The 13989-nt window shown below is 66.4% G+C and carries 12 protein-coding genes; 8 read left to right on the top strand and 4 right to left on the bottom strand.

Annotated elements, in window-relative coordinates; all coding sequences use genetic code 11:
• The first annotated feature begins 125 nt into the window (after positions 1-125).
• Complete coding sequence (locus Q4S45_RS13700; RefSeq protein WP_305505054.1) at positions 126-422, top strand: helix-turn-helix domain-containing protein; 297 nt, start codon at positions 126-128, stop codon at positions 420-422.
• 39 nt (positions 423-461) lie between these two features.
• On the opposite strand, the gene Q4S45_RS13705 is transcribed toward Q4S45_RS13700, so the two are convergent.
• Genes Q4S45_RS13705 through Q4S45_RS13715 form a run of 3 tightly spaced genes read right to left on the bottom strand, consistent with a single transcriptional unit; the run spans position 462 to position 3360 of the window.
• Positions 462-764, bottom strand: a complete 303-nt coding sequence (locus Q4S45_RS13705; protein WP_305505056.1) for a YciI-like protein — start codon at positions 762-764, stop codon at positions 462-464.
• A gap of 8 nt (positions 765-772) precedes the next feature.
• The gene (locus tag Q4S45_RS13710; protein ID WP_305505058.1) at positions 773-1243 is read right to left on the bottom strand and encodes a DUF1854 domain-containing protein; all 471 of its coding nucleotides are present in this window, start codon (positions 1241-1243) and stop codon (positions 773-775) included.
• A 2-nt stretch (positions 1244-1245) separates the two neighbouring features.
• The gene (locus Q4S45_RS13715; protein WP_374046109.1) at positions 1246-3360 is read right to left on the bottom strand and encodes an ABC transporter ATP-binding protein; all 2115 of its coding nucleotides are present in this window, start codon (positions 3358-3360) and stop codon (positions 1246-1248) included.
• A 495-nt stretch (positions 3361-3855) separates the two neighbouring features.
• On the opposite strand from Q4S45_RS13715, the gene cphA (Q4S45_RS13720) reads away from it, so the two are divergent.
• The 5 genes from cphA (Q4S45_RS13720) (at position 3856) to Q4S45_RS13740 (ending at position 10850) form a co-directional block, all read left to right on the top strand.
• On the top strand, positions 3856-6033 hold the full coding sequence (gene cphA, locus Q4S45_RS13720; RefSeq protein ID WP_305505060.1) for a cyanophycin synthetase: 2178 nt from the start codon (positions 3856-3858) through the stop codon (positions 6031-6033).
• Between the two features lie 65 nt (positions 6034-6098).
• A complete protein-coding gene (gene cphA / locus Q4S45_RS13725) occupies positions 6099-8669 on the top strand; it encodes a cyanophycin synthetase (RefSeq protein ID WP_305505062.1) in 2571 nt (856 codons plus the stop codon).
• 83 nt (positions 8670-8752) lie between these two features.
• Complete coding sequence (locus Q4S45_RS13730) at positions 8753-8941, top strand: hypothetical protein (protein ID WP_305505064.1); 189 nt, start codon at positions 8753-8755, stop codon at positions 8939-8941.
• A 333-nt stretch (positions 8942-9274) separates the two neighbouring features.
• Positions 9275-9703, top strand: a complete 429-nt coding sequence (locus Q4S45_RS13735) for a hypothetical protein (protein WP_305505066.1) — start codon at positions 9275-9277, stop codon at positions 9701-9703.
• Positions 9704-9830: 127 nt separating this feature from the next.
• The gene (locus Q4S45_RS13740; RefSeq protein ID WP_305505068.1) at positions 9831-10850 is read left to right on the top strand and encodes an NADP-dependent oxidoreductase; all 1020 of its coding nucleotides are present in this window, start codon (positions 9831-9833) and stop codon (positions 10848-10850) included.
• A 70-nt stretch (positions 10851-10920) separates the two neighbouring features.
• On the opposite strand, the gene Q4S45_RS13745 is transcribed toward Q4S45_RS13740, so the two are convergent.
• Positions 10921-11835: a LysR family transcriptional regulator gene (locus tag Q4S45_RS13745; protein WP_305505070.1), complete on the bottom strand. Its 915-nt coding sequence runs from the start codon at positions 11833-11835 to the stop codon at positions 10921-10923.
• A gap of 111 nt (positions 11836-11946) precedes the next feature.
• Here Q4S45_RS13745 and Q4S45_RS13750 point away from each other — a divergent pair, with 111 nt between their 5' ends.
• Together Q4S45_RS13750 and Q4S45_RS13755 are read left to right on the top strand one after the other, a co-directional pair.
• A complete protein-coding gene (locus Q4S45_RS13750) occupies positions 11947-12927 on the top strand; it encodes an aldo/keto reductase (RefSeq protein WP_305505072.1) in 981 nt (326 codons plus the stop codon).
• Positions 12928-13022: 95 nt separating this feature from the next.
• On the top strand, positions 13023-13985 hold the full coding sequence (locus Q4S45_RS13755; RefSeq protein ID WP_305505074.1) for a hypothetical protein: 963 nt from the start codon (positions 13023-13025) through the stop codon (positions 13983-13985).
• Positions 13986-13989 lie beyond the last annotated feature (4 nt).

Genomic DNA, 13989 nt, shown 5'->3' on the forward strand with positions numbered 1-13989 from the left:
TCAGATATGTCGCGGCCGGGGTCTGGTCCTGCGGACCTGACCCCATTTTGCATCTGTCTTAAGATGATGTGCTATCCCCAGGAACAGATCCGAGCCGCGTCACTGGCTAAACTACGAGGATAAACATGGGTAAGCCGACTGTGTATCACTTTCAACCGGATTATGCCGTTACTCCCGGCGAGGTTCTGGAAGTTGTAATCGAGTCCCGCGAGATGTCTCAACAAGAGTTGGCGAAACAGAGCGGAATGTCGATCAATGAAGTAGCCGCGATCATCGATGGCAGGTCCACTGTCACAGCGGAGATAGCTCGCCAACTCGAATTGGCGCTCGGCATGCCCGCGCAACTTTGGATCAATCTGGAGAGCCTGTTTCAGGAGCGTTCAGCGCGCGTCAAGATGGGATCCCGGCCACCTCTTGGCTGAAAATGGGGTCAGGTCCGCAGGACCAGACCCCGGCCCGCGTCAGGTCGGCCGGATCGGCGTGGTTGCCGCCTCGCCCACCACGGTATTCCACGGACGGACTTTGTATGACGTCACCAGGCCATTGATCACGTACGGATCGGCCTTGGCAAACGCTTCGACCGGCTCGGGCGAGTCGGCCTGGAACATCAGCACGGCCGTGTCGACCGGATCGGACAGCGCGCCGGCCAGCACCAGCTCGCCCCGTTCCTGCGCCTGCCACGCAAGTTCGAGATGCTCGGCGCGATACTGCGTGCGCCGTTCCAGGTAATCATGGGCCAGGTCGTAACAGAGCAGATAGTGCATGCGAACTCCTACAGGAAGCGGTCGAGAATCTTGCGGGTGTGCTTGTCGATGGTGAACATGTTGCGGATCAGGTAGTGGATGCCGTGGTTGTCGGCCACCAGCAGCGAGGCCTCGCCGATGCGGCGGATGTCGCCCTCGTCCTTGAGCGTGAATTCGGTGTCGCCGCGATCGGTCTTCACAAACCAGGTGCACGGCGTGGCGAAGCTGCTCACGCTGGAGATATGCGAAATCTCGGGCATGAATTCGCGCCCATCGAGTTCGTCCTGCAGCAGCGCGCGCTCGGCCGCGGGCAGGTCGGCGATGTCGTCGATCCACGCCACTTCCTTGCCGTCGCCGAGCACCAGCGAGATGCCCTGGCTGGGCGACTGGATCGGGAACGCGCGCACCGGCGCGACACCCTGGTGCACCTGGCCGTCTTCCGTCGTCAGCTCCAGCACGCCGAAGCTGTCGCGCGCCAGTGCGAATTTACTTGTCGCCATCGTTATTCGTCCTCGTCCATGTCGGTGTCGACGTTGCGTGCCTGCGCTTCGTACAGCCGGTGGTAGGCGCCCTCGCGCGCCATCAGTTCGTCGTGGCTGCCCTCTTCCACCACCACGCCGCGGTCCAGCACCACCAGGCGGTCGGCCCGGTGCAAGGTGGACAGGCGGTGCGCGATGGCGATCGTGGTGCGGCCCTGCACCAGGTTGTCGAGCGCCTTCTGGATTTCTTTCTCGGTCTCGGAATCGACCGAGGACGTCGCTTCGTCCATGATCAGGATGCGCGGATCGATCAGGAGCGCGCGCGCGATCGAGATGCGCTGGCGCTCGCCGCCGGACAGGCCCTGCCCGCGTTCCCCGACCATCGAGTCGTAACCCTGCGGCAGGCGCAGAATGAATTCGTGGGCGTGGGCCGCGCGCGCCGAGGCGATGATTTCTTCGCGCGTGGCGCCCGGCTTGCCGTAGGCGATGTTCTCGGCGATGGTGCCGAAGAACAGGAACGGCTCCTGCAGCACCAGGCCGATGTTGCGGCGGTAGTCGGCCACCGCGAACGAGCGGATGTCCACGCCGTCGAGCAAAATCGCGCCTTCGGACACGTCGTAGAAGCGGCAGATCAGGTTGACCAGGGTGCTCTTGCCCGAGCCGCTGTGGCCCACCAGGCCGACGAATTCGCCCGCCTTGATATTGAGCGAAATGCCGCGGTTGACGGCGCGGTTGCCGTAGCGGAAACCGACTTCGCGCAGGTCGATGCGCCCTTCCACCTTGTCCAGCTTGACCGGGTTGGCCGGCTCGGGCACGCTCGACACGTGATCGAGGATGTCGAAGATGCGCTTGGCGGCCGACGCCGATTTCTGCGTCACCGACACGATCCGGCTCATCGAATCGAGGCGCCCGTAGAAGCGCGAACTGTAGGTGATGAACAGGGTCAGCACGCCGACCGTGATGTCGCCCTTCGACACCTGCCAGATGCCGAACACCCACACCACCAAGAGGCCCAGCTCGGTCAGGAACGACACCGTCGGCGAGAACAGCGACCACACTTTATTGAGCTTGTCGTTGACCGCGAGGTTGTGCTTGTTCGCTTCGCGGAAGCGTACCGCCTCGCGCTTTTCCTGGGCAAACGCCTTGACCACGCGGATGCCTGGAATCGTATCGGCCAGCACGTTGGTCACTTCGCCCCACACGCGGTCGATCTTCTCGAAGCCGGTGCGCAGGCGGTCGCGCACGATGTGGATCATCCAGGCGATGAACGGCAGCGGCACCAGGGTAATCACGGCCAGCAGCGGGTTGATCGAGCAAAGGATCACGCCGGTCATGATGATCATCAGGACGTCGGAGGCGAAATCGAGCAGGTGCAGCGACAGGAACACGCAGATGCGGTCGGAGCCGCTGCCGATGCGCGACATCAGGTCGCCGGTGCGCTTCCCGCCGAAAAATTCGAGCGACAGCCGCATCAGGTGTTCGTACGTGGTCGAGCGCAGGTCGGCGCCCATGCGCTCGGACACCAGCGCCAGCACGTAGGTCTTCCACCAGCCGAGCAGCCAGGCCAGCACCGCGGCGCCGAGCAGCCCGGACATGTACATCCACACCAGTTTCTGGTCCACCGGCTGGCCGTTCTGGAACGGGATCAGCACGTTGTCCATCAGCGGCATGGTCAGGTACGGCGGGATCATGTGCGCGGCGGTGCTGGCCACCATCAGGAAGAAGCCCAGCGCCAGCTGGCCGCCGTAGGGCTTGGCGAAGGTCCACAGCCGGAACAGCGTCCAGGTGGACGGCGGCGTGTACAGCACCTTGGTGCAGATCGGGCACTCTTCCTGGTCCGGCTCGAGCGGCGCCTTGCAGCTCGGGCAGACGTGCTGCTCGGCCTGCACCACCGGACGGCCGCTGACGTGGCTTTCCAGCTGTTCGCGGAACGTGTCGAGCACGCGGATCGCCTGCAGGTTCTGGCCCAGCGTGAAGCGCCATGCGGCCAGGCGCCCCTGCGCATCGACCAGCTCGAGGTGGCCGACGCCGGCGTGGTCGTGATGCTTCAGCTGCAGGCCGGGGCGGAAGACCCAGTCGCGCCACTCGGTCTCGCCAGGCGCGCGGGCGATCAGGCGGCGGTCGGTCACCACCACGATCCCTTTGGTGAAACGTAATTTCGCATCGAGGTCAACCTCGACGCTACTCAAGACGTTCTCCCCCGGTAAAAGTTTTTTCTCGACGTCAGGCAACCATTGATCGGGCAGGAAACTGGCCGAAAGGGCAAGCGACGCAGGAGAAACGAGTTGTTGAGATGTCATTGTCATGCCGCCCGTTACGGGCAAGTCTTCTCGATTAAATAGGAAAGGCCGCTTCGGCCCGCACTGTCTGCCCGAGGAAACTGTTGCAGACAGGTCTTGCCGATATGGGATGCTCCAGAGGGAAGGAGCAATCTACGGTATTCTATCGGAGGGTCCAGACTGGCAGAAATCGGTTCGGCACGGTAAGCTTCGTTTCAGCAAGTATACAACATGATGTCCTTTTGGAAGCCTCGGCATTCCTCGAGGACAGCCAGATGCAGTCAAACACAGGCAATGCCTCAGAATGGCCAACGCATCCGAAGAATGCGCAGCCATTATCAAGAAATTATTTACATGACAAACAAGAAAGACCTTGAGTTCCTCCGTGTGACGCACCTGCGCGGTCCGAACATCTGGACCTACCGCCCCGTCATCGAGGTCGTGGTCGATATCGGCGCGCTGGAAGACGCGCCGTCCAACAAAATCCCCGGACTGAACGAGCGCCTGGAGGCATGGCTGCCAGGGCTGGTGGTGCACCGCTGCGGCGTCGGCGAGCATGGCGGTTTCCTCGAGCGCCTGCGCGACGGCACCTGGGCCGGTCACATCCTCGAGCACGTCGTGCTGGAGCTGCAGAACCTGGCCGGCATGAAGACCGGCTTCGGCAAGACCCGCTCCACCGGCGAGCGGGGAATCTACAAGATGGCGTTCCGCACCCGCGACGAGCACGTCGGGCGCGCCGCGCTGGCCGCCGGCCGCGAGCTGCTGCTGGCCGCCATCAACGACACCGGATACGACCTGGCCGCGCAGGTCGCGGCGCTGAAGGAGCTGGTCGACGACCACTGCCTCGGCCCGTCCACCGCGCACATCGTGGAAGCTGCCACCGAGCGCCGCATCCCGTCGATCCGCCTCACCGACGGCAACCTGGTCCAGCTGGGCCACGGCGCCGCGCAACGCCGCATCTGGACCGCCGAGACCGAGCGCACCAGCGCGATCGCCGAGTCGATCGCCAGCGACAAGGACCTGACCAAGTCGATGCTCAAATCGTGCGGCATTCCGGTGCCGGAAGGTTCGCTGGTGCGCAGCGCCGAGGAAGCGTGGGAAGAAGCGCAGGACATCGGCCTGCCGGTAGTGGTCAAGCCGTACGACGGCAACCACGGCCGCGGCGTGTCGCTGAACCTGATGACCGAAGCCGACGTCACCGCCGCCTATGAACTGGCCAGCCGAAAGGGCGGCAGCCAGAGCGTCATCGTCGAGCGCTTCATCGCCGGCGACGAGCACCGCATCCTGGTGGTCGGCACCGAAGTGGTGGCGGTCGCGAAAGGCGAGTCGCTGTGGGTCACCGGCGACGGCAAGTCGAACATCATCGAACTGGTCGACAGCCAGATCAACACCGATCCGCGCCGCGGCACCAACGAAGACGCGCCGCTGAACGCGCTGGCGCCCGAAAAAGGCGCCGAGATCATCCTCGAACTGCAGCGCCAGGGATTGACCGCGTATTCGATTCCGCAGGACGGCCAGAAGGTGCTGATCCAGCCGAACGGCAACGTGGCCTGGGACGTCACCGAGAAGATCCATCCGTCGGTCGCGCACGCCGCGGCCCTGTCGGCGCGCGTGGTGGGCCTGGACATCGCGGGCGTGGACCTGGTGTGCGAAGACATCTCGCGCCCGCTCGACGAGCAGCGCGGCGCCGTCATCGAAGTGAACGCCAGCCCGGGCCTGCTGGCCCACCTGAAACCTGCCAATGGCGAGGCACGCCCGGTCGGCAAGGCCATCGTCGCGCACCTGTTCGAGCCTGAAGAAAATGGCCGCATCCCCATCGTCGGCGTCACCGGCACCCAGGGCACAAGCCTGATCGCGCGCATGGTCGGCTGCCTGGTCAACCTGACCGGCATCCACGTCGGCGTGGCCAGCGGCCAGGGCCTGTACCTCGATCACCGCCAGGTGGTCAAGGGCGACTGCATCAAGTGGGAAGCGGGCCAGCGCCTGCTGATCAACCGCACCCTCAAGACCGCGGTCTTCGAGAGCAATGCGCGCATGATCCTCACCGAAGGCCTGGCCTACGACAAGTGCCAGGTCGGCATCGTCACCGACATGGAAGGCATCGAAGGCCTGGCCGAGTTCTATATCCGCGACATCGACGACATGGCCAACGTCATCCGCACGCAGGTCGACGTGATCCTGCCGCACGGCGTGGCGGTGCTCAACGCCGAGAACGAAGCGGTGGCCGAACTGGCCGGCCTGTGCGACGGCCGCGTGATCTTCTACTCCGAGGATCCGGACAACGCCGTGGTGGCAGCGCATCGCACCGCCGGCGAGCGCAACGTCATCGTGCGCGCCGGCAGCATCGTGCTGGCCGACGGCGCCGACGAAGCGGTGCTGCTGCCGCTGGCCGCGCTCAATCCGGCCACCGTCAAATATCCCGCCAGCGTGCTGGCGGCGGTGGCTGCGGCCTGGGCGCTGGGCGTCGAGCCGGAGATCATGGCGGCGGGCCTCCGCACCTTCGACCCGGCGGCCAAGCACGCCCCTCACTAAACGAATCAAGCCTGGCGCGCGGCGCCAGGTTCCGGGCACAGCCCATCAGACAGGATTAACGGTTTATGCAAGTTTCACGCGTACGGGCGCTGCGAGGCCCCAACCTCTGGAGTCACCACACCTCGGTCGAGGTAGTCCTCAACTGCACTCCCGACGAAGAATGCGTGGGCAACCTCGCCGGTTTCGAGACGCGCCTGCGCGCCCGCTTCCCCGCCCTGTCGCCGCTGCAGCCGACCGGCCACGACGACCGCATCCCGATGGCGCACGTGTTCGAACTGGCCGCGCTCGACCTGCAGGCGCAGGCCGGCTGCCCGGTCACCTTCAGCCGCACCACCGCAACCGTCGAACCGGGCGTGTTCCAGGTCGTCGTCGAATACTCGGAAGAAGCAGTCGGCAAGCTGGCCCTGGAACTGGCCGAACAGCTGATCCAGGCCGCGCTGGACGACGCGCCGTTCGACCTGGACGGCGCCCTGGCCCAGCTGCGCGACCTCGATGAAGACCTGCGCCTCGGCCCGTCGACCGGCTCGATCGTGCACGCCGCCGTCGCGCGCAACATCCCGTTCCGCCGCCTGACCGAGGGCAGCCTGGTCGCATTCGGCTGGGGCAGCAAGATGCGCAAGATCCAGGCGGCCGAAATGGACCGCACCGGCGCCATCGCCGAGTCGATCGCGCAGGACAAGGACCTGACCAAGAAGCTGCTCGACGCCGCCGGCGTGCCGGTGCCGCACGGGCGCGTGGCGGTCGATGCCGACGACGCCTGGGCCGCCGCGCTGGAGATCGGCCTGCCGGTCGTGATCAAGCCGAAGGACGGCAACCAGGGCAAGGGCGTGACGGTCAACATTACCACCAAGGAACAGATGACGGCCGGCTTCGCCGCCGCCTCCGAATTCCGCGACGACATCATGGTCGAGCGCTACCTGCCGGGCAACGACTTCCGCCTGCTGGTCGTCGGCGACAAGCTGGTGGCCGCCGCCCGCCGCGATCCGCCGCAGGTGATCGGCGACGGCGTGCTGACCGTGCGCCAGCTGGTCGACCAGGTCAACCTCGACCCGCGCCGCGGCAACGGCCATTCGACCTCGCTGACCAAGATCCGCTTCGACGACATCGCGCTGGCCAGCCTGGCCGCGCAAGGCTATGAAGCCGAGTCGGTGCCGCCGCGCGGACGCCGCGTCATCCTGCGCAACAACGCCAACCTGTCCACCGGCGGCGCCGCCACCGACGTCACCGACGACGTGCATCCGGAAGTGGCCGCGCGCGCGGTCGCCGCCGCGCACATGGTCGGCCTCGACATCTGCGGCGTCGACCTGGTGTGCGACAGCGTGTTGAAACCCATCGAAGAGCAAGGCGGCGGCGTGGTCGAAGTGAACGCCGCGCCGGGCCTGCGCATGCACCTGTCTCCGTCGTTCGGCAAGGGCCGCGCGGTTGGCGAGGCGATCATCTCGTCGATGTTCGCCGACGGCGAGGACGGCCGCATCCCGGTCGTCGCCGTCACGGGCACCAACGGCAAGACCACCACGGTGCGCCTGATCGCCCACCTGCTCACGGCCGGCGGCCTGCGCACCGGCATGACCAACACCGACGGCGTCTACATCGAAGGCCGCGCGATCGACCGCGGCGACTGCAGCGGCCCGCGCAGCGCGCGCAACGTGCTGATGCACCCGGACGTCGACGCCGCCGTGTTCGAGACGGCGCGCGGCGGCCTGCTGCGCGAGGGCCTGGCCTTCGACCGCTGCCAGGTCGCGGTGGTGACCAACATCGGCTCGGGCGACCACCTCGGCCTGAACTACATCACCACGCTGGAAGACCTCGCGGTGCTCAAGCGCGTAATCGTGCAGAACGTCGCCGACGGCGGCATGGCGGTGCTCAACGCGGCCGACCCGATCGTCGTCACCATGGCCGACAACTGCCGCGGCGACGTGACCTTCTTCGCCGCCGATTCGCAGCATCCGGTGATGTCGATGCATCGCGCCAAGGGACGCCGCGTGGTCTACATCGACAACGGCCACCTCGTGGCAGCGCAGGGCAAGACCCAGTACAAAGTGGCGCTGTCCGAAGTGCCGATCACGCGCAACGGCACCGTCGGCTTCCAGGTCGAGAACGTGATGGCGTCGGTCGCCGCGGCGTGGGCCGTGAACATGCCGTGGGAATCGATCTGCGCCGGCCTGAAGTCGTTCGCCGGCGAGACCGACAATGCGCCGGGCCGCTTCAACGTGTTCAGCTACCGCGGCGCCACCGTGATCGCCGACTACGGGCACAATCCGGACGCCATCATCGCGCTGGTGAACGCGGTCGACAGCATGCCGGCCAAGCGCCGCTCGGTGGTCATTTCCGGCGCCGGCGACCGCCGCGACGAGGACATCCGCCAGCAGACCGAGATCCTGGGCAACGCGTTCGACGACGTGCTGCTCTACCAGGACCAGTGCCAGCGCGGACGCGAGGACGGCGAAGTCGTCGCGCTGCTGCGCCAGGGCCTGCAGGGCGCAAAGCGCACCACGCACATCGACGAGATCACCGGCGAGTTCGTGGCGATCGACAAGGCGCTGGCGCGCCTGTCGGAAGGCGACCTGTGCCTGATCCTGATCGACCAGGTCGACGAGGCGCTGGCACATATTGCGAAGCGCGTTGCGGAAGGCTAAACAATCGCGTTTTCGGACTCGCCCAGTACGCTCCCGTGCGGTTAATATTATCTTGCAAGCAGGATTACCGTTCGGGGGCTGCCATGCTGGATTTCACGATCGACTATCTCACGCGCAGCGACGCGGGGCCGGCTGCGTCGGCCCCGGCGGTATTCAAACCGCGCGCAACGACCGACCGCCGCGCTGCTCCAGCCGGCCCTTCCCCTTGCCTTTCGCACCGGCGGCGCCGCAACGACAAGCTGTATCCCGGCACGCCGATGTCATCGACCTGATCGCGTTACCGCGTCGGCCGGCTGGCGCGCCAGGACGCCGCCACGATGCGCTGCACCGGCAGCCGCCCGGCTGACCGGCAGCCGGCCGAATTGTTAATTTGATCCTCCCTGCAAGACGGCGGTTTGCGCTGCATCAAACGTGCGGCCTTTCGCCGTGCTCCTCTGCCATTGCTGCAGAGTTCCTCCGCAATTGGAACGAACCGCGCCGAATGACGCCCAATTCAACCGTATGAACATGCACCGGCGGTGCGGATCTGCGGATGAAACCGCGTGCTGCAAAATTAACCATTTCGGCGCACAATCAGGATTCCGACGAACTTCGAAGGAATTATCATGACCGGCACAATCGACCCTCCCAGCAGGCATTCCGAAGCGTATCTGGAGGCGGCAGCCCGGCTGGAACAACCGCTGGGACAACTGGCGGAAGCGATGGACGAAGTGGAGCGGGTAGGCGCGCAAATCGCCCATTCGACCTACATGGCGCAAGTGGTCGCGGACCGCGCCAAGTACCACCAGCTCCAGGCGCTGACCCAGCCCGAATCGGTCTTCGCCGCCACCCTGGCCGATCGCGACGCCACCGCGCGCCTGATGCAGCTGCTGGCGCCTTCGCTGGTGTTTCCCGCCATGACGCCCATGCAGATCGACTTTTCCGGCGAAGCCTTGCACCACGCCCGCCAGGCGGCCGAGTTGCACAAGGAGAACCTGCGCAAGATGATCACCGCCGAAGTCCGGCGGATCGATGCCCTCGGCGACCCCGCCTAGCATCGCCCTGTCGCGCCCCGCAGGCTTGCGTCACCTGCGCGCGCCGGGCGTTGCGCGGCCTGCCCGGCCGTGGCGCGCTTTGCTTTGCTGATAGAATGGCTGCCCTTTTCCAGCGCGGCCTTTTCCCATGAGCTTCCAGAACCGACAGTGGTTTTACGTCAAACGCCCCGACGCGCGCGTCGGCGATGAGCATTACGAACTGCGCGAGAGCGAACTCGACGGCACGCTGGCGGCCAACGAGGTAATCATCCGCGCGCGCATCATCAGCGTCGATCCCTACATCCGCATCCAGCAGCACGAACGCAACACCTACGACGTGCCGCATCCGCTGGGCATCGTCCAGCGCGCCGGCGCGGTCGGCGAGGTGGTGGCGTCGAACAGTCCGCTGTTCAAGGAAGGCGACTGGGTCTCCGCCTACAGCGGCTGGCAGCTGTACGCCAAGTGCCATCACAGCGAACTGACCAAACTCGACCCGGCCGCCGCGCCGGTATCGACCGCGCTGGGCGTGCTCGGCATGCCCGGCCGCACCGCGTGGTTCGGCCTGACCGAAGCGGGCAAGCCGCGTCCCGGCGACACGCTGGTGGTGTCGGGCGCGGCCGGCGCGGTCGGCTCGCTGGTCGCGCAGTTCGGCAAACGCGCCGGTTGCCGCGTGATCGGCATCGCGGGCGGCGCCGCCAAGTGCGCCTTCCTGACCGACACGCTGAAACTCGACGGCGCGGTCGACTACCGCGCCCATCCGACCGTCGAGGGCCTGCGCGCGGCGATCGAGCAGGCCACCGGCGGCGTGGACATCTACTTCGACAATGTCGGCGGCATGGTCACCGACGCCGTGATCCCGCTGATCAAGCTGCGCGCGCGCATCATCATCTGCGGCGCCATAGCCCAATACGACGGCGGCCTCGATACGCCCGACCTGGCGCCGCGCTTCCTGCAGCACATGCTGTTCAAGCGCGCGACCATCCAGGGCATCCTGGCGCGCGACTTCACCAGCCGCATGGACGAAATGGTCAAGACCGTCGCGCCGTGGGTGAAGAGCGGCGAGATCGTGTCGCAAGAGACTTACGTGGACGGCTTTGACCAGCTGCCGGCCGCGCTCAACAGCCTGTTCGAGGGGAAGAACCTGGGCAAGCTGCTGGTGCGGGTCTAATCAGTTGGGGTCTGGTCCTGCGGACCTGACCCATGTTCCGATTTGGCGCCTCTGTCAGCGCGCGGCCAATTCAAGATGGGGTCAGGTCCGCGGGACCAGACCCCGTGTTCGCCAGGTAATCGATGAAGGCGCGCACCTTCAATGCGAGGTGCCGTCCGGGCAGGTAGACGGCGTGCACCGCGCCGGCGTAGGGCTCGTCGAATTCCCAATCGGGCAGCAGCTGCACCACCCGCCCCGCCGCCAGCGCGGCCCGCGCCGTGAAGTCCGGCAGCAGGCCGATGCCGCCGCGCGCTTCCACCGCCGCCAGGATCGCGCCGCTGTTGTTGATGGTCAGGCGCGACGCCACGCTGACGGCGACTTTCTCTCCGCCCCGACGCAGCGTCCATTGATTTCCGAACGGCCCGTAGTCGAGGTGCATGCACGGACGTTCGCGCAGCGCTGCCGGCGTTGCGGGCGCGCCGTGTTCGGCCAGGTAGCCGGGCGACGCCACCAGCACATAGCGCATGCCGCACAAGGGCCGCGCCGCCAGGCCGGGCGCCAGTTCGCGCGCGATGCGGATCGCGACGTCGGCGCCCTCCTCGATCAGGTCCACCGTGCGGTCGACCAGGGTCAGGCGCACATCGACTTCCGGATACAGCGCAAGGAACGCCGGCAGCTTCGGCGCCAGCCAGACCTGCCCGAACACGACCGGCGCCGTGACGCGGATCACGCCGTTGGGCCGCGCACTGTAGGTGCCGGCCAGCAGATGGATTTCACGCGCCGTGCTCAGCATCCGCGCGCACGCCGCGTGCACCTGCTCGCCCAGTTCAGTGAGCGCGAGCGCGCGCGTGGTCCGGTGCAGCAGGCGTCCGCCCAGGTGCGCCTCGAGCCGCGCCACGTGCCGGCTGACGGCCGAGGTGGTCAGCCCGAGCTGGCGCGCCGCGGCCGAGAACCTGCCGCTGTCGACCACCTGCGCGAATATCGCCATTTCCCGCAACATCTCCATGCACCGCTCCTTTGTTGCACTCAGGTTCACAATCCTTTGCATTTTAAGAGGATTGTTTAACCGTCAGCAAGGGGCGATACTCTGCTCATCGAATCTTTTTTGGAGAATCACATGATCGGGCAACGCAGGCTGGGCACACAGGGACTGAGCGTATCGGCCCTCGGATTGGGATGCATGGGAATGAGCACGGCGTACGGACCGGCCGACCAAGCCGAATCGATCGCGACGATCCACCGCGCGCTGGAACTTGGCGTGACGCTGTTCGACACGGCGGAGCAGTACGGCCCCTTCACCAACGAAACGCTGCTCGGCGCCGCGCTCAAGGGCCGGCGCGGCGAGGCGGTCATCGCGACCAAGTTCGGCTTTCGCATCGAGGATGGCGCGACCACCGGCGTCACCAGCGACCCCGCGCACATCCGCACCGCGGTGGAAGGCTCCCTGCGCCGGCTGGGCACCGACTACATCGACCTGCTCTACCAGCACCGCATCGATCCGCAGGTGCCGATCGAAGAGGTGGTGGGCGTGATGGCCGACCTGGTCCGCGAAGGCAAGGTGCGCTTCCTCGGCCTGTCGGAGGCCGGTGCCGCCAACATCCGGCGCGCGCACGCGGTCCACCCGATCAGCGCCCTGCAAAGCGAGTACTCGCTGTGGGAACGCAACCTCGAAGCCGATATCCTGCCCCTGCTGCGCGAGCTGGGCATCGGCCTGGTGGCGTTCAGCCCCCTCGGCCGCGGCTTCCTGGCCGGCACGGCGCAGCGCGCTGAAACCTATCCGCCGTCCGACTTCCGTCACCTCGACCCGCGCCTGCAAGGCGAGAACTTCGACGCCAACATGCGGGCGGCCCAGCTGGTGCGCGACATCGCCTCCGGAAGGAATCTCACCCCGGGCCAGGTCGCGCTGGCGTGGGCGCTGCACCGGGGCGACGATATCGTGCCCATCCCCGGCACCAAGCGGCGCGGCTATCTCGAGCAAAACGTGGCCGCCGCCGCCGTCGCGCTGGACCAGGCGGAAATGGCGCAGCTGGACCTGGCCATGTCGCAAGTCGCCGGCCCGCGTTACAGCAAGGAGCGCATGGCGATGGTCGACCGCTAGCGGCTTCGGCACGGAACCCATCACAATTGATATTGTCTTACCTGTTGGTCGGTGAGAGTATCGATTGGTCGCTATCGCACATCACGGAGGCTGGTATGGGTAATTCGAACAACAGGGAGCCCGTCGAACCGTCCGCCGGCGTGGGGCGGCCAGGATTCATCAGCGGACAGCAGAGCCAGCAGGGCCTGGGCGCCGGCGGCGCCCGGCAGTTCGACGCCAGCGGCAACCAGGCCATCTCCGGCGCCGCGGCCCCGCTCGCGGCCGCGCCCGGCGGGCCCACCGCGCAGGTCACGCTGGCACAGGCGCAGGAAATGGCGCTGCGCATCACCACCTTCTTCGAAAGCAGCAAGTCGATGAACTTCCAGGCGCTGGCCGACGACTTCGATCGCCAGGGCATGTCCTTCGGCCTGATCCAGTGGAACTTCGGCCAGAATACGCTCGGCCCCCTGCTGAGCAAGATGCTGGCCGCCGACGCCGCGGCCTTCGCCGGCTGCTTCGGCCCCACCACCAATTTCGCGGCGCTCAAATCGGCGCTCGACCGCGGCGACTCAACCGCCCAGTTGGTGTGGACGCGCGAGCTTCAGGGACGCGACAAGCCCGCGTGGCGCGCCGCGTTCCAGGCGGTCGGCTCGGTCGACCGGTTCAACGCCATCCAGCTGGCGGAGGCGGAGGCAAAATTCCATCCACTGACGATGCAGGCGGTACGCCAGTTGCGCGCCATCGCGCCCGCCCTGATGGTCGCGCTGGAGTTTCGCAGCTACGCCGCGCTGTTCGACCTGTGCGTGCAGCAAGGCGGCATCACCAAGGCGCTCGAAGAAATCGGGACACGGGTCAAGAACGAGAAACCGGCCACCCAGTCTGCGCTCCTGAAGATCGCCGTCGTCGAGCGCGCCAGGCTGGGGAATGCCGATTTCCAGTCCGACTGCATCAGCCGCCGCATGGGCATCCTCACCGGCGCCCCGTTCGAATCGACCGAACATGGCGTGACAAAAAAGCGCGCCAATCCGCAGTTGGCGCTGATTGCACAGTTCGGGGCGGCGCAAGTTGCCGGCGTCTGAACAC

It is taken from the genome of Massilia sp. R2A-15, from assembly GCF_030704305.1.
In the GTDB taxonomy this organism is placed as follows: domain Bacteria; phylum Pseudomonadota; class Gammaproteobacteria; order Burkholderiales; family Burkholderiaceae_D; genus JAFCUW01.

What these genes read in the sequence shown, in the direction of transcription:
- Q4S45_RS13700 (WP_305505054.1), top strand. Translation starts at nt 126, where the DNA reads ATGGGTAAGCCGACTGTGTATCACTTTCAACCGGATTATGCCGTTACT.
- Q4S45_RS13705 (WP_305505056.1), bottom strand. Translation starts at nt 764, where the DNA reads ATGCACTATCTGCTCTGTTACGACCTGGCCCATGATTACCTGGAACGG.
- Q4S45_RS13710 (WP_305505058.1), bottom strand. Translation starts at nt 1,243, where the DNA reads ATGGCGACAAGTAAATTCGCACTGGCGCGCGACAGCTTCGGCGTGCTG.
- cphA (WP_305505060.1), top strand. Translation starts at nt 3,856, where the DNA reads ATGACAAACAAGAAAGACCTTGAGTTCCTCCGTGTGACGCACCTGCGC.
- cphA (WP_305505062.1), top strand. Translation starts at nt 6,099, where the DNA reads ATGCAAGTTTCACGCGTACGGGCGCTGCGAGGCCCCAACCTCTGGAGT.
- Q4S45_RS13730 (WP_305505064.1), top strand. Translation starts at nt 8,753, where the DNA reads ATGCTGGATTTCACGATCGACTATCTCACGCGCAGCGACGCGGGGCCG.
- Q4S45_RS13735 (WP_305505066.1), top strand. Translation starts at nt 9,275, where the DNA reads ATGACCGGCACAATCGACCCTCCCAGCAGGCATTCCGAAGCGTATCTG.
- Q4S45_RS13740 (WP_305505068.1), top strand. Translation starts at nt 9,831, where the DNA reads ATGAGCTTCCAGAACCGACAGTGGTTTTACGTCAAACGCCCCGACGCG.
- Q4S45_RS13745 (WP_305505070.1), bottom strand. Translation starts at nt 11,835, where the DNA reads ATGGAGATGTTGCGGGAAATGGCGATATTCGCGCAGGTGGTCGACAGC.
- Q4S45_RS13750 (WP_305505072.1), top strand. Translation starts at nt 11,947, where the DNA reads ATGATCGGGCAACGCAGGCTGGGCACACAGGGACTGAGCGTATCGGCC.
- Q4S45_RS13755 (WP_305505074.1), top strand. Translation starts at nt 13,023, where the DNA reads ATGGGTAATTCGAACAACAGGGAGCCCGTCGAACCGTCCGCCGGCGTG.